Source organism: Hymenobacter nitidus, assembly GCF_020447315.1.
GTDB lineage: Bacteria > Bacteroidota > Bacteroidia > Cytophagales > Hymenobacteraceae > Hymenobacter > Hymenobacter nitidus.
Map to the genome: position 1 here is coordinate 176,101 of NZ_JAJADQ010000011.1, position 22,922 is coordinate 199,022.

The window sequence follows — 22,922 nt, forward strand, 5'->3', positions numbered from 1 at the left end:
TAGCTTACGGATTGTGCAGCTGATCCCGCACGCTGCTAACCAGCAGGGTTAGAATCAATAGTCCGTAAGCCTCGGCTACTCGGCGGCCGGAGCAATGGCGGAGGGCACGGATGAAAGCCCCGACCGTGGGTAACAAGGCAACCCAGCTAATGAGCATTTGTTGGGCATAGAGCTCGGCGGTGTGGTAATACCAGCCGCCCTCGCCCATGGCCTCTTCCGAGCCAAAAGGGTAACTGGCAATTGTCGCCGGGTCTTTGATAAAACCAATGTTTACCCACTCCGCAAAACTTATAATCAGTAAAAAGCTGGCTAGCAGTAGTCCGGGCGCAAGTATCCATCGGGAAAATGGTTTCGTTGCCGGCGAGGTAGCGGAAGGATGTTGCATAGGGGCCAAGTAATGCCGCCACAGCCGGTAATGCAAATACCTGCAATAAGAAAGGGGCCAGTTTATCTGAACCAACTGCCTGGCTTCCGAAGTTCCTGTGCCAAACTGACAGCCAAAGCCGCTTTGGCAAACTCCTTGCGCCCCTAGCAAAGCCCAACGGCAACATCCCGTGAAAAACCCTTTCCGACGAATATTTACCAAAATGGCTGAAGATACCAACCTGCCCCAGGACGACAATCTGTCCGTTGAACCTGACCACACGGCTGGCGAATTGCCCGAAGACCCCAACGCGCCCGACTTGGGTGAAGTAGAAGGTGCCGACGGCGGCGCGCCCAAAGCTGAGGCTTCCAAAACGGATGCGGAGCTGGCTGAACTGAAAGACAAATACCTGCGTTTGGCCGCCGAGTTCGACAACTACAAGCGTCGCACGGCCAAGGAGCGCACCGACCTGTTCAAAACCGCCAGTCAGGAGCTGATGGTGGCGCTGCTGCCCGTGCTCGACGATTTTGACCGGGCCCGTCATCATACCAAAGACACTGAGGATGCTTCTGCCGTGCGCGAAAGCATCGATATCATATCGACCAAGCTCCAGAAAACCCTGCAGCAGAAAGGTCTGACCCCGATGGAAACCAAGGGTGGCGCTTTCGATGCGGACCTGCACGAGGCCATTACCCAGATTCCGGCGCCTTCCGAGGACCTGAAAGGCAAGGTAGTGGACGAGGTAGAAAAAGGATATTACCTGGGCGACAAAGTAATCCGGCACGCCAAAGTGGTGCTGGGAGCTTAACACAGAGCGTTTGTCATGCTCAGCATGACAGTTAGTAACCATACAGATGGCAACGAAGCGAGATTATTACGAGGTGTTGGATGTCGCCAAGACCGCGTCGGCTGAGGAGATAAAGAAGGCTTACCGTAAGGTGGCCATCAAGTTTCACCCCGACAAGAACCCCGACGACCCAACGGCCGAAGACAAGTTCAAGGAAGCCGCAGAGGCTTACGAAATCTTGTCGGATGAGCAGAAGCGCGCCCGCTACGACCGGTTTGGGCACCAGGCTGGCGGTGGTGGCGGTGGCCAGAACATGGAGGACATCTTCTCCCAGTTCGGCGACATCTTCGGCGGTGGCGGCTTCGAGGGCTTCTTCGGCGGCGGCCAGGGCCGCGGTGGCCGGCGCGTCAAGAAGGGCTCCAACCTGCGCATCAAGCTCAAGCTGGATCTGGAGGAAGTTGCCAACGGCGTCGAGAAGAAAATAAAGGTGAAGCGCTACGTGGCCTGCCAGCCCTGCTCGGGCACCGGCGCCAAAAACGGCACCGACCTGAAAGACTGCGGCACCTGCCACGGCCAGGGCCAGGTGAAGCGCGTGGTAAACACGATGCTGGGCCAGATGGTCAGCTCCTCGACCTGCCCCACCTGTAACGGGGAAGGCAAGATCGTGAGCAGCAAGTGCGACGTGTGCCACGGCGAAGGCCGGCAGCTCCACGAGGAGGTTATTCCCATCAACATTCCCGCCGGCGTGGCCGAGGGTATGCAGCTGAGTATGAACGGCAAGGGCAACTACCCCGAGAGGGGCGGCGTGCCCGGCGACCTGCTCATCCAGATTGAGGAAGAGCCGCACGAGCTGCTCAAGCGCGACGGCAACAACATCATGTTTGAGCAGTACATTTCCTTCGTGGATGCCGCTCTGGGGGCCAGTATCGAGGTGCCGACCATCGAAGGTAAGGTGAAAATTAAGGTGGACCCGGGCACCCAGCCCGGCAAAATCCTGCGCCTGCGCGGTAAGGGCATCAAGGACCTGAACGGCTACGGCCGCGGCGACCAGCTGATTCACCTCAGCGTCTGGACGCCCAAAAACGTGAGCAGTGAGGAGCGGGAGCTGCTGGAGAAGCTGCGCAACGCCCAGAACTTCACGCCCAACCCCGGCAAAAACGAGAAAGGCTTCTTCGAGAAAGTGAAGGAGTACTTCCAGTAGCCTGAACCACGGATTTCGTCGGAATTTTCGGATTCATCGGATTTTGTGGACGGATACAAGCCCGCTTTCCAGTTGTGGAGAGCGGGCTTTTTTGTGGGTAACTAGGATTGATAATAGATTACAGCCTGAAAGCAGAACAACCAGGCGAAAAATATTTTGCTGCTGGATGTAATGGCGGTATTGGCTGGGCGATATATAGTGTGTACTTCGGCCAGAACCTTCTGCTGTGAACTCCGACCCTGTTAGCTCCGCCTTTCTTGCTGTCATCAATGCCAACCAGGGCATTCTGCACCGCGTGTGCAAGCTGTACTGCCAGGACGCGGATGACCGGCAGGACCTCTACCAGGAAATGGTGCTGCAGCTCTGGCGGGCGTTTCCGCGCTACGAGCCCACGGCCAAAATCAGTACCTGGCTCTACCGCATTGCCCTGAACGTGGCCATTTCCAACCTGCGGCAGCGCACCCGCCGCCCGGCCCCCGAGCGCCTGGGCTTGGCCGTGCCCGAAGTGCCCCTGCCGCCCAGCGAAGGGCCCGACTCCGAGGATCTGGCTCAGCTCTACCGGGCCATCGAGCGGCTTTCCGACGTGGAAAAGGCCTTCGTGCTGCTGTATCTGGAAGAGCGCACCTACGAGGAAATGTCCGATATCCTGGGCATTACGCAGAACAACGTGCGCGTGAAAATGCACCGTGTGCAAGACAAGCTTCGTCAACTACTTACCCAACCCGCATAATGGAACTCGACGACCTTCGCCGCCACTGGCAACAGCCGGAACCCCAGCCAACCGCGCTGCCCGAGCCTGCCCTCCAGGAGCTGCTCAGCCGCCAGTCGGGCAGCCTGGTGGCCAGCATGCGCCGCAATGCCCGGGCTGAGCTGACGTTTACAGTGCTGGTGATGCTGGGCCTGGGGTACTTTCTGCTGCAGCCCCAGAAGGGTTTTTACCAGATGTACGCGGTATTTATGCTGCTGCTGAGCGTGGCTACGCTGTACTATTTCTACCGCAAGCTGCGGCTGCTTCGGCAAATGGACTGTGTGGAGGATAACGTGCAGGGGCATTTGCAGCACCTGACGGCCAGCCTACGGCAGCTGCTGGCCTTTTACTACCGCCTCACGCTGTTGTCGGGCCCCTTGGCGCTGCTGCTGCTGCTAGGCTATGACGTAGGCCGGGAGCTGGCCCGGCCGGAAGCTTTCCGCTGGAACCTTATGGGCCTCAAAGCTGCCGCGTTTCTGGTGTTTGGCGCCGTGCTGCAGGTAGTAGCGGTGTATGGCACCCGCTGGTACATGCAGCGCCTCTACGGGCAGCACCTCGACCGGCTGGAAGCAGCTAGCCGCGACTTGGAGGAGGAAAAATGACACCTCGGTAAGTTTCTGGCGGCGCTTATATAGCAAAGTCCCTACATTTAGCTACAACCACTTTCATTCCTTCTTTCAACCGTGAACCACATCCTGCAAGCTATTGACGTGCACAAGGCCTACGCCGCGCACGTCGCCCTGAACGGGGTCAGCCTCGATATTCCGGAGCGCAGCATCTTCGGGCTGCTGGGGCCCAACGGGGCGGGCAAAACCTCCCTCATCCGCATCATCACCCAGATTACCGGAGCTGATTCCGGCGAAATCCGCTTCCGGGGCGAGCGGCTCAACCCCAGCCACATTGCCCAGATTGGCTACTTGCCCGAGGAGCGGGGCCTCTACAAGAAGATGCGGGTAGGCGAGCAGCTCCTGTACCTGGCCCGCCTCAAGGGCCTGAGCAAGGCCGACGCCACCCAGCGCATCAAGCAGTGGATAGACCGGCTGGGTTTGCGGGACTGGGTCGAGAAGAACGTGGAAGACCTGAGCAAGGGCATGCAGCAGAAGGTGCAGTTTATTGCCACCGTGCTGCACGAGCCCAGCCTGATTATCCTCGACGAGCCTTTCTCCGGCTTCGACCCCATCAACGCCAACCTGATTAAGGACGAAATCCTGGCCTTGCGCGACCAGGGCGCCACCATCATCTTTTCCACCCACCGCATGGAATCGGTGGAGGAACTCTGCGACAATATTGCTCTGATCAACCGCTCCCGTAAGGTGCTCGACGGGCCGGTAAGCCAGATCAAGGACACCTTCAAAACCAACACCTACGAGGTGGAAGGCAAGGGCCGCCTGATGGTCATCCATCCCGACTTTGAGGTGCTGGAGCACAAGGAGCGCGAAAACGGCCACTTCTACGACCGGATTAAGCTGCACCACAACACTACCCCCAACGACTTGCTACGCTACCTGATTGGCAACGTGGAGGTGCATGCCTTTCGGGAGCAGATTCCCAGTATCAATGAAATCTTTATTCGGCGCGTGCAGGAAACCATGCCCGAAACCCTCGAAACCGCTAACGCTCTGCTCTAAGTACTATGGACAAAATCTGGCTTATCGCGCAGCGCGAATACCTGACGCGCGTTCGGAAGAAAAGCTTCCTGATCATGACCCTGATAGCGCCCCTGATTATGGCGGGCTTTATCATCGTCCCGCTGATGCTGTCACAAGTATCGGAAAGCAAGAAAGTGGTGGCCGTGGCCGACGCCGGCAACATCTTCGCCGGCGAGCTGCCCAACGACCCCGACAACGAGATTCGCTACGTGGCCGCCGCCAGCACTAACCTGGAAACGGCCAAGGCGGCGTTCCGCAAAAGCAAAAACGCAGCCCTGCTCTACATTCCGCGCTACGACGTGAACAACCCGGTGGGCTTCCAGATTTTTGCCCGCGAAAATCTGAGCTTGCCCATGCAGGTGAACATGGAGCGGATGCTCAACCGCAAGATTGAGGCGGCCCGCATGCGGCAGGCGGGGCTGGACAAGGAAGTGCTGGATAAGATAAAGGCCGATGTGGACCTGCAAACGGTGAACCTGAGCGACTCGGGCGAAACGGCCAGCAGCACCGGAATTACTACCATGATTGCCTATGTGGCAGCCTTCCTGATCTACTTTTTCATCTTTCTGTACGGGGTGCAGATCATGCGCGGCGTGATTGAGGAGAAAACCAACCGCATCGTGGAAGTCATGATTTCGTCGGTGAAGCCCTTTCAGCTGATGATGGGCAAAGTAATGGGCATTGCCGCCGTGGGCCTCACCCAGCTGCTGCTCTGGATTGTGCTCAGCACGGCCGTTACCACGGGGCTAGCCAGCGTATTTGGGGCCGAAAAAGTGGTAGCTGCCCGCACTGGTCAGCTCAACCAGGCCACCGTGGACACCGACAACTCGGCCGCCGCTTCCGCCGCGGTAGCCCCGGCCGACGCCCCGGCCCCAAAGAAGCTCAGCGGCGCGGCCAAGTTTCAGCAGGAGTTTTCCAAGGGCCTGGACGGCCTGAACATTCCCCTGATTCTGGCCAGCTTCCTGTTTTACTTTCTGGGCGGCTACCTGTTCTACGGGGCGCTGTTCGGAGCCATCGGCTCGGCTGTGGATAATGAAACCGACTCTCAGCAGTTTATGATGCCCATCACCATGCCGCTCATCCTGACCATCGTCATTGCCCAGAGCGTGATTATCCGGGACCCGAACGGCAGCGTGGCCTTCTGGATGTCGATGATTCCCTTCACCTCGCCCATTGCCATGATGATGCGCATCCCGTTCGGGGCCGTGCCGGTGTGGCAGCTGCTGCTCAGCATGGGCCTGCTCATTGCTGGCTTCGTGTTCACCATCTGGCTGGCGGGCCGTATCTACCGGGTCGGTATTTTGATGTACGGCAAGAAGGTAAACTACCGCGAGTTGTCGCGCTGGATGTTCTACAAAGGCTGAAGCCTCTGACCTGGCACACTCATGACGAAGCAAAGCAATCCGTCCGCTGCCAGCGACAAATGACCTTTACCCAGAAAGCCCTTTCCTACTTGCTTAGGAAAGGGCTTTTAGCTTATAAGGCTTTCTTTATTTCAGCGGACGGATGGCCCCGTCTCGACTCTATGCGCAGTAGGCTCGCCAGGGCAACACGAGCCGGCGTTTTACTTTTGGCTTCTGAACACCTTCCTGCCCGCACGTTGTTTGCCTGCTATGACCAGACTAAAATTTCTGCCGTTCCTGCTGCTGCTCCTGAGTTTCCGCCCGGCCGACGACAAGCCCGCCTACCGTCTTTTCACCGCTGCCGGCAAGCCTACCGGCTACGACAAGATGCTGCGGGAGCTGGCCGCGGCCGACGTGGTGTTCTTCGGCGAGCAGCACAACGACCCCATCGGGCACTGGCTGGAGCTGCAGGTAGCCAAAGACCTGCTGCGGCTGCGCCAGGGCCAGCTGGTGGTGGGCCTGGAAATGTTTGAGCGCGACGTGCAGCCGCTGGTCGACCAGTACGCTACCGGGGAGCTGGACGACAAAGCCTTCGAGGAGCAGAGCCGACCCTGGCCCAACTACACCACCGACTACAAGCCGCTGCTGCTGCTGGCCCGGCAGCAGAAATTTCGGGTGGTGGGCACCAACGCGCCGCGCCGCTACGCCTCCCAGGTGGCCAAGGGTAGCCTGAGCGCGCTGGAAACGTTGCCGCCCGCCGAAAAAGCCTGGCTGGTGCCCTTGCCAATGACGGTAGACTACGAGCTGCCCGGCTATAAGAACATGGCCAAAATGTTCGGCGGCGACGCGGCCCACGCGGCCGGTGTGCAAAACATTATTCAGGCCCAGGCCCTGAAGGACGCCACCATGGCGCACTTCCTCAACCAGGCCCGCCCCGACGGGCACTTGCTGCTGCACCTCAACGGCAGCTACCACTCCGACAACCACGACGGAATTCTGGCCTACCTGCGCCAGCTAAACCCCAAGCTTAAGGTGCGTACCATCAGCACGGTGCTGCAGGAGCAGCTGGTTAAGCTGGAAAAAGAGCACGAGCAAAAGGCCAATTTTGTGCTGGTCGTGCCCCAGGACATGACCAAAACCTACTAACCTACGCCAGCTTGCGGCCGCCCAGGCAGGCCGCGTCGTGCAGCTCGGTCAGCAGCCGGGCCTCGGGCGTCATGTGGCCGCTGCCGTACTCACCCACAAGCTCGCAGACCGAGAAAGCCGCGCTACGGGCCGCGTACTGGGTTTGCCACTGCTGCTGTTGCTCGGCTTGCTCGGGTGTATCATACGGGAAAGGCTGGGTAGGGCGGTGCCAGCCGATGCGCCAGGGCTTGGGCGTCAGGCGGGCCCGGTAGCAGTCCTGGCTTTGGCACAGGCGCACGTAGACGGCATCGGTGAGCATGGCGGCAAAAATCTCCTGGGCCTCAGTACTGGTAGGAGCCAGCAGCTGATGCGTGACCAGCAGCCGAAAGCCCAGCCGGGTGCGGTAGAGGCGGAAATTCCACTCCGGATGCAGCTGCAGCCACGCCGCCAGCCGGAGCTGCAGCTGCTCCTGGAGTGCCAGCGGCGGCACGGGCGGTGGTGGGGGAGCAGCCGGAGAGAACAGCTCCCGGAAAAAGCGGATCAGGCTGAACGGCTCAGTCGGGCGCTGGCGGATCAATGACTGACGCAGGTCGAGGTCATCGACATCCAGAAACATCACGCGGTGGGCATTGAGCACCACGCTGCCGTAGCGGTTGCGCGTGAGGGCGGCTATCAGGGTGCCGTGGGTGTCATAGATGCGCTGCTCCAGCTGTTCGCGCAGCGGAGCCTTGCCCGTCGGGTATTCGCCCAATTTCTCATCGGCCAGCAGCCGGGCCTGCCGATGCTGCAATACCTGCCGGCCGGCGGCTTGTGCGGCGGCCAGGCTTTCGTCGCTGCCCGTGTAGGCAATCAGCTGGATGGGGGCGCCGTCGGCGTTTTGGGCAGCCAGGGTGGTGCGGGCCCAGTGGGAGTATATTTGCATGGCAGGAAGTGGAAAGGCGGGAAAGATAGGGGCAATCTGGCTGGCTTTCGGCCCGCCAAATACGTATCCTGACTTCCTGACTTAGCTTTACGCCCATGATTTCGACCCGCAACCACGCCGCCCTGCCCGCTGCTCCCGCCCTGCAACGCCTGTGCAAATCTTTGGCGGTGCTCGACGCCGTCAACTCCCAGGAGTTTGAGTACCGCTATTACTCCTACAACCCCGAGTGGGCCCCCGACGAGGAAGTATTCGAAATGAACGATGGGGAAGGGGACCAGATGCTGATTCTGTTCCGCCCCGAAGGCTGCGTTATCAACGGCTTCGTGCAGGAATACGACCAGCCCGACAAGGCCCAGGTGACGCGCGGCCTGCCCGCCGTGTTCGACGAGTTCATCTTCGGTGAGCCGGTCAATTCCATCGGCACCACGTTTTGCCTGTGGTACACGCCCGCCCACGGCTGGCAAACCGGTGTGGTAGAGAATGAGGACGATGGCTCGGAGGAATTGCTGTTCATTCTGGACGGCCAGCCCGAAACCTATGCTGAGTGGGCCACCGAATATTTCACCGAAGACACCGACCGCAAAGCCGTGACCCCCGAGGCCGTGGCGCCCATCTACCGGGGTGAGGCCCTGACCAAAAGCATGGTGCTGGCCCTCGTCGACGACCTGCCCGACTGGGTGCAGCTGGCCACCGACCTGCAGGAAATCAGGTATCCGTACAGCTTTGCCTAAGATCGGCTGGGGCGCGAGGCCGGTTTATTTTTCTGGCCGTGGCGCCGGCGGCTGGGCCCACACCTGCACCGCCTGCACGGCCCGGTGCCAGTGGCCGATGCCTTCCGCAATAGCCGCCTGATTGGCCTTGGGAGTGAAGGCCGTGTCGGATTGCCCCAGGGCCTGCAGCTCGGCCACGCTGCCCCAATAGCCTACGGCCAGGCCCGCCAGATAAGCAGCGCCCAGGGCGGTAGTTTCCGTGATGCGCGGCCGGACAACCTTGGTATTCAGTACGTCGGCCTGAAACTGCATGAGCAGGTTGTTGGCCGAAGCGCCGCCATCCACGCGCAGCTCGGCAATGGGCAGGCCCGAGTCGGCTTCCATGGCCCGGAGCACGTCCATCACCTGAAAGGCAATGGCCTCCACGGCGGCCCGGGCAATGTGGGCGGCCGTGGTAGCCCGGCTCATGCCGAAGAGAGTGCCGCGGGCGTAAGGGTTCCAATGGGGCGCGCCCAGCCCGGCAAAGGCCGGCACGAAGTACACGCCCTCGGTGCTGCCGACCTGCCGGGCCAGCTGCTCCACGTCGGCCGCCGTTTTGATAATGCCCAGGTTGTCGCGCAGCCATTGCACCACCGCGCCGGCCATAAAAATGCTGCCCTCCAGCGCGTACTGCACCTGCCCGTCGAGCTGCCAGGCCACGGTCGTCAGCAGGTTATTGCGCGACTCCTTGGGTTCCGTGCCAGTCTGCATCAGCATAAAGCAGCCCGTGCCGTAGGTGTTCTTGACCATACCTGGCGTGGTGCACAGCTGCCCGAACAACGCCGCCTGCTGGTCGCCGGCAATGCCGGTAATGGGAATCTTGGAGGCAAACACGGTGGTTTTAGTTTCCCCATACACCTCGCTCGACTGCCGCACCTGGGGCAGCATGCTGCTCGGAATGTCGAACAGGGCCAGCAGCTCCTCGTCCCAGCGCAGGGTGTGAATGTTCAGCAGCATGGTGCGCGAGGCATTCGTCACGTCCGTGACGTGCAGCTCGCCCTGGGTGAAGTTCCAGATCAGCCAACTGTCGATAGTGCCGAAAGCCAGCAGCCCAGCTTCGGCTTTTTTGCGGGCCCCGCGCACGTTGTCCAGAATCCACTTCACCTTGCTGGCCGAGAAGTAGGCGTCGAGCACAAGGCCGGTCTTGGCCCGAATCATCGGCTCCCGGCCCTCGGCGCGCAGCTGGTCGCAATACGGAGCCGTGCGGCGGTCCTGCCACACGATGGCGTTGTAGATTGGCTTGCCCGTCTTGCGGTTCCAGACTACCACCGTTTCGCGCTGGTTGGTGATGCCCAGGGCGGCAATGCTCTTGCCGTTTTGCCCGGCCTTCACCGTAGCCTCGGCCGCCACCCCAGCCTGCGTCGACCAGATTTCCAGCGGGTCGTGCTCTACCCAGCCCGGCTTGGGAAACAGCTGGGCAAACTCCTTCTGCGCCTGCGCCACGATGCGCCCCTTACGGTCAAACAGGATAGCACGGGAGCTGGTCGTGCCCTGGTCCAGCGCAAGAATGTATTTGGCCATGCGGTGAGGTGGTGAAATGGTGAGGTTGATGTTCCGCTGCTCCTTGTTTTGTTTGTTATCCTTGATCTGACGTCCACTTTGCGAAGTACCTTATCACGCCAGAACGAGTAGTCGTTATGTAAGTCGTTCCTATCCCATAAGGTCCTTCACAGGGCGGACGTCAGATCAAGGATGACAGGCGTATTAGTGGCTGCTCCACCTGCGCCGGCTCACCTTCTAGCACATAATACCGGGCTACCTGCTCGAAAGCCGCTACCTGCTGCTGTTGCCAGGCGGTGTCCTTGTCCAGCTCCCGGGCCAGCAGCGCCGCTACTTGCGGGGCCATGCGCAGGGCGGCGCGGGCATCCAGAAACAGCACCCGCACCCGGCGCGCCAGCACGTCTTCCACGGTGCGGGCCAGCTCGTGGCGGGCGGCCCACACCACTTCGGCCCGGCTGAATTCCAACGACTCGTCCAGCTTTTCGCCTAGCTCGGGCTGCTCGCGCATCAGCTGCTGCAAAGCCGGCAGGTCGGAGCCGTACACGCTCAGGTGGCTGCGGTGGTCGGGGGTGGACTGGGCGCCGTGAATACGCAGGTGGGCCGTCTGGCTGGGCGCGGCGGGTAATTGGCCCAGGGCAATGGCTTTGTCCACCACATCCTGACCCATGCGGCGGTAGGTGGTCCACTTGCCGCCCGTGATAGTAATCAGGCCGGTTTCGGACACCAGAATCTTGTGGCTGCGCGAAATTTCCTTGGTCTTGTCGGAGCCATTCTGCGGCGCGGCCAGGGGCCGTAAGCCGGCAAAAATGCTCAGCGCGTCGTGGCGCTGCGGGGCACGGGCCAGGTAGCGGCCGGCCGTGCGCAGGATAAACGCAATTTCCTCCTCCAGCGCCCGGGGCTCCAGACTGGCTTCATCCAGAGGGGTGTCGGTGGTGCCCAGCACTACGCGGCCGTGCCAGGGCACCGCAAACAGCACCCGGCCGTCCTCGGTGCTCGGAATCATCAGGGCCGCGTCGCCGGGCAAAAAGGAGCGGTCCACCACAATGTGCACGCCCTGACTGGGCCGCACCAGCTTGCGGACGCCGGGCGCGTCGAGCTGCCGGATGTCGTCCACGAAGATGCCGGTGGCATTCACTACCGTTTTGGCGTTCAGCGCATAAGTCAGGCCGGTTTCCGCGTCGGTGGCCGTTACGCCTGCCACTTGGCCCGCGGCATTTTTGCGCAGGCCCGTTACCGGCAGGTGGTTGAGCAGGGTGCCGCCCAATTCAATGGCCGTCTGGGCCAGGTTCACGGCCAAGCGGGCGTCGTCGAACTGCCCGTCGTGGTAGAGTACCCCGCCGCGCAGCCCCGCCGGCCTGATGTTGCCCAGGCGCCGCAGCGTGTCGGCTTTACTCAGGTGCTCCGAGTCACCCAGGCTGAGCTTGCCGGCCAGCAAGTCGTACATCTTCAGGCCCAGTGTGTAGAAAGGCCCGCCCCACCAGGCGTAGTTAGGAATGATAAAATCCTGGTTTTTGACCAGGTGAGGCGCGTTTTCGAGCAGCAGGCCCCGCTCGTACAGGGCTTCGCGCACCAGGGCCACGTCGCCCTGGGCCAGGTAGCGCACCCCGCCGTGTACCAGCTTGGTGCTGCGGCTGCTGGTGCCCTTGGCAAAGTCGGACTGCTCCAGCAGCAGCGTCTTGTAGCCCCGGCTGAGGCCGTCCAGCGCCACGCCCAGGCCCGTGGCCCCGCCCCCGATGACGATTAAGTCCCACTCGGGCTCGGTGGTCAGGTTGCGCAGCAGCGTGCCGCGGTGGAAAAGGGTGCTGGAAGTGTTGCGCATGGTTCAGGTGCTTACTGGCTTAGCGGCCAATACGTTTCCCTCAAAGGTATTCTAACCCTATCTGGCTCCGCCTCCATAATGGAATGAACCGGCCGCGACTAGCCCGTTTGTCAAGCAACACCCCAATTACGATAACCGAAATTCCAACCTACGGTCACCAAAATCCCAAGGTGTAGTCACCAGAATGCCCAGCTCTGGTCAAAACGACTCCGGGTGTAGTCGCAGGCGTTCCGGGGCTGGTCCCAACGGTTCCGGGTATAGATTCAACGGTTCCGGGTCTGGATTCAACCGTTCCGGGAGTAGCCCCGCTCGTTCCGGGTGCGGCCGCAAGGGTTCCGGGTCCAGATTCAGTTGTTCCGGGTGTGGCCCCGATGATTCCGGGTCTGGATTTAGCTTTTCCTGGGCCCGTTCACTTTTTTTCTACCTTTCCGCCTCAACTATGCCCATGCGCTACCGCGAAGCCCTTCTCGCCGACATTCCCCCGATGAGCACCGTGCGGCTGGCCGTGCGCGAAAACCAGCTGTCGGACCCCACCCGCGTCACGCCCGCCGACTACACCGACTACCTCACCCGGCGCGGCAGGGGCTGGGTCTGCGAAACCGATGGCGGCACCATCGTCGGTTTCGCCATTGCCGACGTGCTGGACCACAGCGTCTGGGCCCTCTTCGTTCACCCCGACTACGAAGGCCAGGGCATCGGCAAGCATCTCCACGACCTGCTGCTGACCTGGTATTTCGCGCAAACTCCGCATCCCATCTGGCTCAGCACCGGCCCCGGCACCCGCGCCGAAGAGTTCTACCGCCGCCAGGGCTGGCAGGAAACGGGGAGGACGAAGAGCGGGGAAGTGCGGTTTGAGCTGCAGGCTGAACATAGGTTCAATAGGCTTTAGAATCTCCTGCCTTTCCCTGGTACTGTCAGCCTCCAACGCAGCCGATATAATTCACTTCGCTAATGACCACCGTTCTGTTGCTGGCCTTGCTTACGTTTGGCATATTCACCGCCGCTTACCTGCACCGGATTAAAAGTCGTGCTCAGCTTCCAATGGCTGCGGTACCGGTTCAACCACTGCCCACTGGCCCGAACGACAAGCTACTCATCGTGGATAATGTAGCGCATGCGCAGCTGGAAACGGTGCTTAGGCATTTCTGCGCCCTCTACAATGCAGCGCAAGTTCAGATTCGGCTGAAGCTGGTGAACCTGTCAGCCTCGCGCTTTGCTATTGTTTTCCCCACTAATATCAGCTTCGGGAATTTCTGCTTTCTGGTTAACTACCTACAGTATCCGACAGATCAAACCTGGGATGCCCGACTGTTTGCCTGGGACACGCTGCAGGCCGATAATGACTGGTTCACTGCTGACTATGTCGGCACCAGAGTTATTCTGTTCGTGCCACCTGACGATAAGGAGTACGACAACATATGTGTTACCACTCAGGATAACAGAGGTTTTAAGCTTGGATTCGGTGGTGCCCCGAAAGCTCAGTCACTGCACACTCCCAAAGAACTATATGCGGAGGCCCCGGTAAGCGTGGCTGCGCTACTAGCCGCCGAAGGGCAATACATCCAGTAGTTTACTTTTTTCTACGCTTACCAACTGCAACTTAAGTCTACCAAGCATTATGAGCACTATTATTACCCGCATCTGGCACGGCACCACCGCTGCCCTCGACGCCGAAGCCTACTTGGCCTACCTGCAGCAATCCGGCATTGCCGACTACAAAAACACGCCCGGCAACCTGGGCGTGCAGGTGCTGCGCCGCCTCGACGGCGACATCTGCCACTTCTGGACCGTCACCCGCTGGGACAGCTACGACAGCATCCGGCGCTTTGCCGGCCCCGATTACGAAAAGGCCCGCTACTACCCCGACGACGCGCAGTATCTGCTGGCATTCGAGCCCACGGTGCTACACTGCGAGACGTTCGAGTTCTAGAACTCATAGCGCAAATGCCCGCTGGAAATTCGTGCCGGGAAGAGGAGGGAAGTAGGGGAAGAGCCCGGCTGCTGGCGGGAAACTATAACTTGTGGCGCTTATTAATGGTAGCCGCTGCCCCGGCCAACGACCTCAACTTCTGTTACCGATGTGGAATACGACTTCCCGCCTGAGCCAGTGGCTCCCGGCCAGCACCCTGCTTTTCCTGGCCGCCTGCTCCTCGCCCTCGGGCCCCGCTTCTGCTCCCGCCCGAATGGAAGGCGCGGTCAGCACGGTGCATTCGCCCGGCCGCAAGCTCACGCTCAAGTTTGGCCTGAGTGCCGACGGGCAACCTACTTATCAGCTGCAATTCGGTTCCAAAACCGTGGTGCAGCCCAGCCGCCTCGGCCTGCTGCTGCAAAATCAGCCCGGCCTCGACCAGGATTTCACCATTGCCCGCCTCGACTCCAGCCAGCACGACGACACCTGGGCCCCGGTTTGGGGTGAGGTCAAAAGCATCCGCAACCACTATAAGGAGCTGGCCGCCACGCTGACCCAGGAAGCCAAAGGCGACCAGAAAGCGCGGCGCCTGGTGGTGCGCTTCCGCCTCTACGACGACGGCCTGGGCTTCCGCTACGAGTTTCCGGCCCAGCCCGGCCTCACCTATTTCACGGTGCAGGACGAGCGCACCGAGTTCAACCTGCCCGCCGACCACAAAGCCTTCTGGATTCCCGGCGACTACGATTCCAACGAGTACGCCTACGTCACCAGCCGCCTGAGCGAGGTCGATACCGCGCCCATCGAGGTAATTCAGCAGAAAGCCGCGCCCCATACCGTCCAGACGCCGCTCATGCTCAAGTCCGACGACGGGCTTTACGTTAACATCCACGAGGCGGCCCTGGTGAATTACCCGGCCATAATGCTGAATGTGGATACCAAAGGCTTCGGGCTGAGCAGTCAGCTGGTGCCCGATGCCACGGGCGCCAAGGCCTATTTGCAGGCCCCCGAGCACACGCCCTGGCGCACCATCGTAGTAGCCGACAATGCCCCGGCGGTGCTGGCCTCCAAGCTGATTCTAAACCTGAACGAGCCGACCACGCTCACCGAAACCAGCTGGATTAAGCCCCAGAAATTCGTGGGCGTGTGGTGGGAGATGCACGTCAATAAAGCCGGCTGGAACTACGCCGATACCAGCAACATCAAGCTGGCCGGCACCGACTGGACCAAGCTCAAACCCACCGGCCGCCACGGGGCCAACACGGCCAACGTGAAGCGCTACATCGACTTTGCCGCCCGCCACGGCCTGCAAAGCGTGCTGGTGGAGGGCTGGAACGTGGGCTGGGAAGACTGGGCCGGCAACTGGAAAGAGGAAGTATTCGACTTCGTGACGCCCTACCCGGATTTCAACGTGACGGAACTGCAGCAGTACGCCGCCAGCAAGGGCGTGAAGCTGATGATGCACCACGAAACCAGCTCGGCCGTCACCAACTACGAGCGGCGGCAGGAGGAGGCCCTGCGCTTCATGAAACAGCACGGCTACGACGCGGTGAAAACCGGCTACGTGGGCCGCATTATTCCGCGCGGGGAGCACCACGACGGCCAGTGGATGGTGAACCACTACAACCGCACCGCCGCCAATATGGCCCGCCAGCAAATTGTGGTGGACATGCACGAGGCCGTGCGCCCTACCGGCCTGCACCGCACTTATCCCAACTGGCTGGCCAGTGAAGCGGCCCGCGGCAACGAGTTCAACGCCTGGAGCAGCGGCAACCCGCCCGAGCACGAAACCATTCTGCCCTTCACCCGCCTCATGGGTGGCCCGATGGACTACACGCCCGGCATCTTCCAGATTCAGCTGGAAAGCTGGAACCCCGGCTGGAACAAGGGCCGGCAGGTGCATACTACGCTCACCAAGCAGCTGGCCCTCTACGTGACGCTCTACTCGCCCCTGCAGATGGCCGCCGACCTGCCCGAAGCCTACAATCAGCACCTCGATGCTTTCCAGTTTATCAAGGATGTGCCCGTCGACTGGGACGATACGCGCATCCTGCTGGCCGAGCCCGGCGAGTTTATTACCACGGCCCGCAAGGCCAAGGGCAAAGATGAATGGTACCTGGGCAGCATCACCGACGAAAATGCCCGTGAGCAAACCGTCAAGCTCGATTTTCTCACGCCGGGCGTACAGTACCAGGCCACCATCTACGCCGACGCCGCCGATGCCAGCTGGGACGATAATCCCATGGCCTACCAGATTCGCCGGCAGCCGGTGGACCGCAACACGGTGCTGCCGCTGAAGCTGGCCGCGGGCGGTGGCACGGCCGTGAGTATTAAGCCAGTGAGCAAATAAAGGGACACCCTGTAACGGCTAGCATATATGAGCATCCTCAATTGGTTCAGAACCGGTAAACCGGCGCCCAAAACAACTCCGGAAATGGACCCGCTGACTCAGGAGGAGTTCAGTAATGCGTTACTGTCCCTGGCGCAGCACGACTCTATGGAAACGGAAGACGTCATTGCCGATATGGTAAAGCGAGGCATTAAAGAGGACAGGGCCCTGGCGCTTTACCTGTTCGTGCCCATTGCATTTTGTCGCCGTTTTATTCCCGAAGCACAGTACCTGGACGAATACGTGGAGTATGATGCGGCCAGAAAAAAAGAAGTGAAAATGAGCTTCAAAGCCAATCATTTCTACGCTGAAATCGAGCGATATACTCTAGCTTATTTTACTCAAAATCCGGAGCGCAATGTTGTGCTAACTGTTGCTGGTTGCAGCGCCGAGTTCAAGGCAATTAATCAGGCTCTTGACAATGGCAGCCAAATCGAAGATCTGGAATTTGCGCCATTGTTTATAGTAAGGTAAATGACTTGCCTACGGCAGAATACCTCCACTAACTCCTGTTGTATGCAAGCCGCTGGTTTATCCGTTTACGAAGAAGTGTATGTTTCCCAACTGGGAGAATTCAAGCTGGAAGTAACTTCAAGTAACACTTTATTCAGGGTTGAGCAGTGTGCGAACAGCCTGCATACCGTGGGCCATACTATCACCGCTAAACGGTTGCAGCCTGCCCAGGAATGGCTGCCAGCCCACATGTACGTGGAAATGGCCACGGCCTGGCTATTTTACATCACGAAGCGCAACGCCAGTCAAGAGCAGTTAACGTTCAGTATAGCGTTGCAAAATCCGGCCCTGACGGCGGAGCCCGAAACCGGCGAAAATCTAGTCGCCGTCGGATTTGGGAATGGCATTCGGCAACTGCATATCGGCACCGAATATGAGGAAGCAATGGCATGCCGGGCGGCAGCCAACGACTGGATGCCAACTCGTCTAGAGCGGGTATTACGGACGGAAATGGGAGTTAATTTAACCACCATTACGCCCCACGGGCTACGTACCCGGCTTCCTTTATTAGAGCCGGGGGAGAATTTTTATTTCCATTACACTCTGGCCGAAAACCCATATCGGAAAGCGCTAGAATCTCTGGGTTATATGGACATTTCCACATGGTTTGCCGTCGAACAGACCAAGGCCCAGCTGGAGCGTTCCTGGCAAGAAAATAGGCAGTAGTAATTGCCGTAAAATTCGGGTTTTCTATTGGAAAACAAGTGCTTATTGCTTTGGCAAACACGCCTGCTGGCCGCACTTTATTTCGTCTGTAGAAATCCAAAAATCTCCCTGCGGAAAAGCCGGAAAATCGGTACCTTAAGTAGCGCACTCGGGAGGTTGGTCTGGCTATGGAAACGCGACGGAGCACTACTGTTTTTCAGATCCTGCTGGTTGGCAGCAGCTGCTACATGGGAGCCTGCGGTGAAACCAACTCGCCGCCGGCCGCCGCCAAAGACCCCTGCGACAACCCCGACGCGGCCATTAGCTGCTGCTTCACCAACGCCCCGGCTTCCCTGACCTCAGTGCTGACTATGGGTAACCGCCACACGCCCGGCGAGCCGCTGCGTATTTTCGGGACCCTGCTGCGGGCCGATGGCAAAACACCCTACGCGGGCGTGCTGCTCTACGCCTACCAGACCGGCCACACGGGCCATTACACCAGAAAAGGAAACGAAACCGGGGTGCAGAAGTGGCACGGTCAGCTGCACGGCTGGGCCCGTTCCGACCGCCTGGGCCGCTACGAAATTCGCTCGGTGCGGCCAGCGCCCTATCCCAGCCGGACCATGCCCGCCCATATCCACGCCGCCATTCAGGAGCCGGGCGGCCAGGCCCCGTATTACATCAGCGACTTTGTGTTTGCCGATGATCCGCTCATTACGGCGCAGTACCTGACGGCGCTGCCCGAAGTCGGCGGTTCGGGAGTGGTAATGGTGCGGCGCACCAAGGCCGGAAGCTGGGTTGGCCAGCGGGATATTATTTTGAAGAACTGAAGTCTGCGCCGGGTAAGTATTGTCAACGAAAAAGCCCCGGCCATCCGGTCGGGGCTTCTTGCTGGTGCGTACAAAGCATGTATTTACTGGCCCGGCGAATACGTCCGCTCGGCGTGCTTTTTCACGTCCTCGGGGTAGAACAGTACGTCTTTGAAATTCTCCTCGACATACAAACCAGCCTGGTCGGTGAAATGGGGAGAAGCCGGCTGGTTGCTGTTGCCGCCGGCCAGTACCGAGCGCGCCTTGATGCGCGGGCCGAACTCTACCACGGCAATAAAGCTGTTGCCCACATAGCCGTAGCGCTTCTTGGTGTTGGGTGCCGTCTTGGCCCCAAAAGCCGCCAACGAGCCCCAAGCTGAAGAAGTGAAGGCCACCGGCAGGCTGGGCTTGGTGTCGTCATAGGTTTCCTGGATGTTGCCGGTCAGGCGCTGGAAGCGGTTTACTTCGCCCCAGGGCATGCGCCAGGTCCCGAAGTCGCGCGTCAGCTCGTCCAGGGTTTCCTGCAGGGCGGCTACTTTTTCCGTCGGAGTAGTTTTGGCAATGACGAAGGCTGTGAACGAGAGATTATCCAGGCGCATATCGGGTGTCACGCGGGTACGGGCCAGCTTCTGAATTTTCTCGCCCCAATAAATAGCCAGGGTCTGGGCCACCGAGGTTTTGCTGTAGCGCTTTTCCCAGCCCCGCAGCAGCTTCATGGCTTCCACCACGTCGCCCTGGGGCGGGTCCGCGCTGTCCAGCACAAATTGGAAGTCTTTGGCCAGGGCCGGAATCAAATCCTCAAAACCGGCCAGATAAGGGTCTTTGGCCGCGGCAATGAGCGTGTCGAGGGTGAAGCTGGTTTTGCGGCTCAGCACCCGCACCGCATTTATGCCGCGGTAGTTTTCGGCGTCGGGGGCCATGTAGGCGGGGTACTTGCTGCGGGCCGGGCTGCTGGGGCCCGCCACCGTGAAGGGCGTAGCGTTGCAGTTCTGCAGCCAGCCACTCCCCGGATTTTTTACCTGTACGATTTCCTCCACCTTGTGCAGACCCTGCCAATCGGTTTTGGGGTTGCTGCCGTCCACGGGCATGCTCCAGTCGAACTGCGGGTCGCGCCGGGGCATGAAGTTGCCGTGCCAGTAGGCAATGGTACCCTTACTGTCGGCAAATACGGTGTTGTTCGAGGCGTTGCCGTTCAGCTTCATTACCTCCCGGAAGCTGGCGTAGTCGGTGGCCTTGGTGCGCAGGTACGACTGCTCCAGGGCTTCGAGCGGCGTGTCCATCATGCGCACCGTCACCCACTTATTATCGGCCTGCTGGCCCACTACCGGTCCGTGGTGAGTGCGGTAAGTAGTGAACTGCCTGCGGCCCAAGCTGCCGTCGGCCTGCTTGTAGGCAATGGAAATTACCGCCGTTTGCACCGGTCGCAGCTTGCCGCCGTAGCGGTACTGGTATTTGTCATCCTTTTTCTCCACGGTTTCTAAGTACTCGTCCATCGAGTCGGCGAAGCTGGAAGTGTGCATCCAGCCGCAGTGCTGGTTGAAGCCCTGGTACACGAAAAACTGGCCCCAGGTTACGGCGCCGTAGGCGTTCAGGCCGGCTTCACTGGTCATCTGCACCTCGGGCCGGAAGTAGAAGGAGGTGTGCGGGTTTATCAGCAGCAGGGCGTGGCCGCTGGCACTTTTGGCCGGGGCAATGGCAAACCCGTTGGACCCCACCGGCTCCCGGTCGGGCCGCTCGAAGTCGGGCCGTACCCAGGACGTCGACTTACGCTGGCTGCCGTAGAAGTTCTTGAGCCGTTCGAGCGGTACCACGCTGATATTGCCCCCGATGCTGCCTTCGCTGAACATGAGCGGCATCCAGGGCTGGAAGCGGCGCAGCAGCCGGGGTTTCACGGTGGGGTGGGAGTAGAGGTAAAAGTTGGTGCCGTCGGCAAAGGCATTGAGCAGCTGCTTCATCCAGGCCGGGCTTTTCTGGTAGATGCTGATGGCCCGGGTGCTGTCCAGAAACAGGCGGGCCCGCAAATCCTGGTAGATGGCCGCTTCGCCTTCCACTTCGGCCAGCCGCCCGATGTTCACGATGTAGTTGTCCTCGACGCGGGCAAAATCGTCCTCGCACTGGGCGTAGAGCAGCCCAAACACGGCGTCGGCGTCAGTCTTGCCAGTCACGTGTGGCACACCCCACTTGTCGCGCACAATGGTGACCTGCCTGGCCTGCTGCTGCCAGCGGACTATTTCGGCCGGGGTAAACGCCTGGGCCTGCCCCAGCACCGGCAGGCTGCCCAGGAAGAGAAGAATCAGAAGAGCTCGGGTCATAGTCAAGGCATAAAAGAAAAGGGCGGGACTTTGTTTCGGGGCCTAAAGTAAGGCAAAGCCCGCCGATCTGGCCGGCCGGCTATTTCGGCTGATGCTTGTCTTGTTAGGGTAAAATTCGTATATACCCTACTGATAGTTAGGCTAGTGTCAGGAAGCACGTATGGATATTCTGCAACGAAACAATGTACGGGTGCTGGGCCGGGGACCGCGCAAGCTGGTTTTTGTGAACGGCTTCGGCTGCGACCAAAGCATGTGGCGCTACCTGCTGCCGGCCTTCTCCGATTCCCAGCACTTCACCATGATCCTCTACGACCATGTGGGCGCCGGGCAGTCGGTGGCCGCCGCCTACGAGCCCGGCAAGTATTCTTCCCTGCAGGGCTACGCCCAGGATTTGCTCGACATCTGTGAGCGGCTCGACCTGAATGAAGTAACCCTGATTGGGCACTCGGTCGGGGGCATGATCGGGACGCTGGCGGCCATTGCCGAGCCCGCGCGCTTTCAGCAATTGCTGCTCCTGTGCCCCTCGCCATGCTACCTCAACGATGACGGCTACCGCGGCGGCTTCGACCGGCCCGATCTGGAAGCCATGCTTACTTTCATGGAAACCGATTATGTGGGCTGGGCCGATACGTTCGGGCCCTTCATTATGGGCGCCCCCGACCGGCCCTCGTTGGCCGCCGAGCTGATTCATAGCCTGTGCCAGACCAACCCCGCCATTGCCCAGCAGTTTGCCCGCGTCACCTTCCTGTCGGATAACCGCGCCGACGTGGGCCACCTGCAGCAGCCCTGCCTGCTGATTGACTGCGAACAGGACCTGATTGCGCCGCCCGAAGTAGGAGCCTATTTGCAGGCAGCCATTCCCGGCGCCCAGCTTGTCACGCTGCCCGTCGCCGGCCACTGCCCGCAGCTCAGCGCCCCGGTCCAGACGCTGAACGCCATTGAAGCTTTCCTGGCCTTGTAGCACCCCGAGAGCCGCAAACGCGAAAAGCCCCGACCTGACGGCCGGGGCTTTGTAGTGGCTATGCTGAAGGCAGAAGCTTACGCCGAAAACGACGAGCCGCAGCCGCAGGTGCTCTTGGCTTGGGGGTTATTGAAGACGAAGCCACGGGCGTTCAGGCCATCTTGGAAGTCGACTTCCATACCCAGAACGTACATGGCGTGCTTTTTATCCATAATGAGCTTCAAGCCGTCGAGGTCGTAGACTTCGTCGTTGTCCTTGGCTTTGTCGAAGCCCAGCAGGTAGCTCATGCCCGAGCAGCCGCCGCCCTGCACCCCGATGCGCAGACCGTACTCGGTCGGCACTTTCTTTTCCTCGATGATATTTCTTACCTCGACCAAGGCCCCGGGAGTGAGGGTGATGGGAGCAGTTTTAGTTGAAACGGCCGTTGCCATAGTGCATTCGTTGTTAGAAGAGTAGGCGCAAAGATACGAAGCCTTCTGCATACGCCATCGGCCCCGACGCGTATAGAACAGCAGGGGCGGGTATCCGGTTCACCAAATATTTCCCGACCTTGTTCCCTCTAAAATAGAAGTTTTCCCCACTGCATGGACACCACCGCGTACATTTTCGATCTGCTCAAGATTATCCTGCCGGCTCTTATCGTCGCCGGCTCCGTTTTTTACCTGATTAAGCAGTACCTGGAAAAAGAGCAGCAGCGCCGCCTGATTGAGCTGCGCCTGGAGAACTCGAAAACGACGCTGCCCCTGCGCCTGCAGGCCTACGAGCGGGTCACGCTGCTGCTGGAGCGCATCACGCCCAACAACCTGCTGGTGCGCCTGAGCAGCTCGGGCCAAACGGCCTCGGAATACCACCGGGTGCTGCTCACCGAAATCCGGGCCGAGTATGAGCACAACCTCAGCCAGCAGCTCTACATGAGCGCCGAAACCTGGGAGCAGGTAAAGCAGGCCAAGGAAAACATCCTGACGATGATCAATAAAGCCTACCACGCCCTGCCCACGCCCCAGCAGGCCCGCGGCACCGAACTGGCCAAGCGCATCCTCGAAACCCTCATCACCGAAGAGCTGGACCCAACCACCCAGGCCCTGCTGGCCGTTAAGCGCGAAGCCTCGGGGCTGTTTTAGATTGGTTACTGATTGTTTTTGGTTTTTGGCTCCCTTGCACATAGACCAGACGAAAAAAG

23 protein-coding genes are annotated in these 22,922 nt (G+C 60.1%); 17 read left to right on the forward strand and 6 right to left on the reverse strand.

The features are described 5' to 3' along the window. Nucleotides 1-4: 4 nt before the first annotated feature. On the reverse strand, nt 5-385 hold the full coding sequence (locus LGH70_RS19260) for a hypothetical protein (protein ID WP_226189060.1): 381 nt from the start codon (nt 383-385) through the stop codon (nt 5-7). A gap of 202 nt (nt 386-587) precedes the next feature. On the opposite strand from LGH70_RS19260, the gene LGH70_RS19265 reads away from it, so the two are divergent. From LGH70_RS19265 to LGH70_RS19295, 7 genes are all read left to right on the forward strand, one after another. Beyond that, complete coding sequence (locus tag LGH70_RS19265; protein WP_226189063.1) at nt 588-1,172, forward strand: nucleotide exchange factor GrpE; 585 nt, start codon at nt 588-590, stop codon at nt 1,170-1,172. A gap of 46 nt (nt 1,173-1,218) precedes the next feature. Continuing rightward, on the forward strand, nt 1,219-2,352 hold the full coding sequence (dnaJ, locus tag LGH70_RS19270) for a molecular chaperone DnaJ (protein ID WP_226189066.1): 1,134 nt from the start codon (nt 1,219-1,221) through the stop codon (nt 2,350-2,352). A gap of 226 nt (nt 2,353-2,578) precedes the next feature. After that, complete coding sequence (locus LGH70_RS19275) at nt 2,579-3,082, forward strand: RNA polymerase sigma factor (protein ID WP_226189068.1); 504 nt, start codon at nt 2,579-2,581, stop codon at nt 3,080-3,082. Continuing rightward, nucleotides 3,082-3,702: a hypothetical protein gene (locus LGH70_RS19280; protein WP_226189071.1), complete on the forward strand. Its 621-nt coding sequence runs from the start codon at nt 3,082-3,084 to the stop codon at nt 3,700-3,702. The genes LGH70_RS19275 and LGH70_RS19280 overlap by 1 nt, the downstream gene beginning before the upstream one ends. Nucleotides 3,703-3,783: 81 nt before the next feature. Beyond that, entirely contained in the window at nt 3,784-4,728 is a 945-nt protein-coding gene (locus LGH70_RS19285) for an ABC transporter ATP-binding protein (protein ID WP_226189075.1), read from the forward strand. A gap of 5 nt (nt 4,729-4,733) precedes the next feature. Further along, nucleotides 4,734-6,113 carry an ABC transporter permease gene (locus LGH70_RS19290; protein WP_226189078.1) on the forward strand — a complete coding sequence of 460 codons (1,380 nt, stop codon included), beginning with the start codon at nt 4,734-4,736 and terminating at the stop codon, nt 6,111-6,113. A 249-nt stretch (nt 6,114-6,362) separates the two neighbouring features. Continuing rightward, complete coding sequence (locus LGH70_RS19295; RefSeq protein ID WP_226189081.1) at nt 6,363-7,238, forward strand: ChaN family lipoprotein; 876 nt, start codon at nt 6,363-6,365, stop codon at nt 7,236-7,238. Between the two features lies 1 nt (nt 7,239). Here the strand turns inward: LGH70_RS19295 and LGH70_RS19300 are convergent, their stop codons facing one another. Beyond that, entirely contained in the window at nt 7,240-8,139 is a 900-nt protein-coding gene (locus tag LGH70_RS19300; protein ID WP_226189084.1) for a hypothetical protein, read from the reverse strand. 95 nt (nt 8,140-8,234) lie between these two features. On the opposite strand from LGH70_RS19300, the gene LGH70_RS19305 reads away from it, so the two are divergent. After that, nucleotides 8,235-8,870 (forward strand): hypothetical protein, encoded by a 636-nt coding sequence (locus LGH70_RS19305; protein WP_226189087.1) that lies wholly within the window; start codon nt 8,235-8,237, stop codon nt 8,868-8,870. A gap of 24 nt (nt 8,871-8,894) precedes the next feature. Here LGH70_RS19305 and glpK read toward each other — a convergent pair whose 3' ends face one another. Further along, nucleotides 8,895-10,409: a glycerol kinase GlpK gene (glpK, locus tag LGH70_RS19310; RefSeq protein WP_226189089.1), complete on the reverse strand. Its 1,515-nt coding sequence runs from the start codon at nt 10,407-10,409 to the stop codon at nt 8,895-8,897. A 160-nt stretch (nt 10,410-10,569) separates the two neighbouring features. After that, complete coding sequence (locus LGH70_RS19315) at nt 10,570-12,207, reverse strand: glycerol-3-phosphate dehydrogenase/oxidase (protein WP_226189090.1); 1,638 nt, start codon at nt 12,205-12,207, stop codon at nt 10,570-10,572. A gap of 439 nt (nt 12,208-12,646) precedes the next feature. Between LGH70_RS19315 and LGH70_RS19320 the strand changes: the two genes are divergently transcribed. The 7 genes from LGH70_RS19320 (at nt 12,647) to LGH70_RS19350 (ending at nt 18,490) form a co-directional block, all read left to right on the forward strand. Further along, complete coding sequence (locus LGH70_RS19320) at nt 12,647-13,096, forward strand: GNAT family N-acetyltransferase (protein ID WP_226189092.1); 450 nt, start codon at nt 12,647-12,649, stop codon at nt 13,094-13,096. 62 nt (nt 13,097-13,158) lie between these two features. Then, a complete protein-coding gene (locus LGH70_RS19325) occupies nt 13,159-13,776 on the forward strand; it encodes a hypothetical protein (protein WP_226189094.1) in 618 nt (205 codons plus the stop codon). Between the two features lie 49 nt (nt 13,777-13,825). Then, on the forward strand, nt 13,826-14,137 hold the full coding sequence (locus LGH70_RS19330) for an antibiotic biosynthesis monooxygenase (RefSeq protein WP_226189097.1): 312 nt from the start codon (nt 13,826-13,828) through the stop codon (nt 14,135-14,137). Between the two features lie 148 nt (nt 14,138-14,285). Continuing rightward, nucleotides 14,286-16,463, forward strand: coding sequence for a glycoside hydrolase family 97 protein (locus LGH70_RS19335; protein WP_431357431.1), 2,178 nt, complete (start codon nt 14,286-14,288; stop codon nt 16,461-16,463). Nucleotides 16,464-16,490: 27 nt separating this feature from the next. Next, entirely contained in the window at nt 16,491-16,976 is a 486-nt protein-coding gene (locus LGH70_RS19340; RefSeq protein ID WP_226189100.1) for a hypothetical protein, read from the forward strand. Between the two features lie 42 nt (nt 16,977-17,018). Then, complete coding sequence (locus LGH70_RS19345; RefSeq protein ID WP_226189103.1) at nt 17,019-17,681, forward strand: hypothetical protein; 663 nt, start codon at nt 17,019-17,021, stop codon at nt 17,679-17,681. A gap of 167 nt (nt 17,682-17,848) precedes the next feature. Continuing rightward, nucleotides 17,849-18,490 (forward strand): dioxygenase family protein, encoded by a 642-nt coding sequence (locus tag LGH70_RS19350; protein WP_226189105.1) that lies wholly within the window; start codon nt 17,849-17,851, stop codon nt 18,488-18,490. 83 nt (nt 18,491-18,573) lie between these two features. On the opposite strand, the gene LGH70_RS19355 is transcribed toward LGH70_RS19350, so the two are convergent. Continuing rightward, on the reverse strand, nt 18,574-20,781 hold the full coding sequence (locus tag LGH70_RS19355) for a penicillin acylase family protein (protein ID WP_226189108.1): 2,208 nt from the start codon (nt 20,779-20,781) through the stop codon (nt 18,574-18,576). A gap of 160 nt (nt 20,782-20,941) precedes the next feature. On the opposite strand from LGH70_RS19355, the gene LGH70_RS19360 reads away from it, so the two are divergent. Beyond that, a complete protein-coding gene (locus tag LGH70_RS19360; RefSeq protein ID WP_226189111.1) occupies nt 20,942-21,742 on the forward strand; it encodes an alpha/beta fold hydrolase in 801 nt (266 codons plus the stop codon). Nucleotides 21,743-21,819: 77 nt separating this feature from the next. On the opposite strand, the gene LGH70_RS19365 is transcribed toward LGH70_RS19360, so the two are convergent. Continuing rightward, entirely contained in the window at nt 21,820-22,173 is a 354-nt protein-coding gene (locus tag LGH70_RS19365) for a HesB/IscA family protein (protein WP_226189114.1), read from the reverse strand. 153 nt (nt 22,174-22,326) lie between these two features. On the opposite strand from LGH70_RS19365, the gene LGH70_RS19370 reads away from it, so the two are divergent. Beyond that, complete coding sequence (locus tag LGH70_RS19370; protein WP_226189117.1) at nt 22,327-22,863, forward strand: DUF7935 family protein; 537 nt, start codon at nt 22,327-22,329, stop codon at nt 22,861-22,863. The last annotated feature ends 59 nt before the right edge of the window (nt 22,864-22,922 follow it).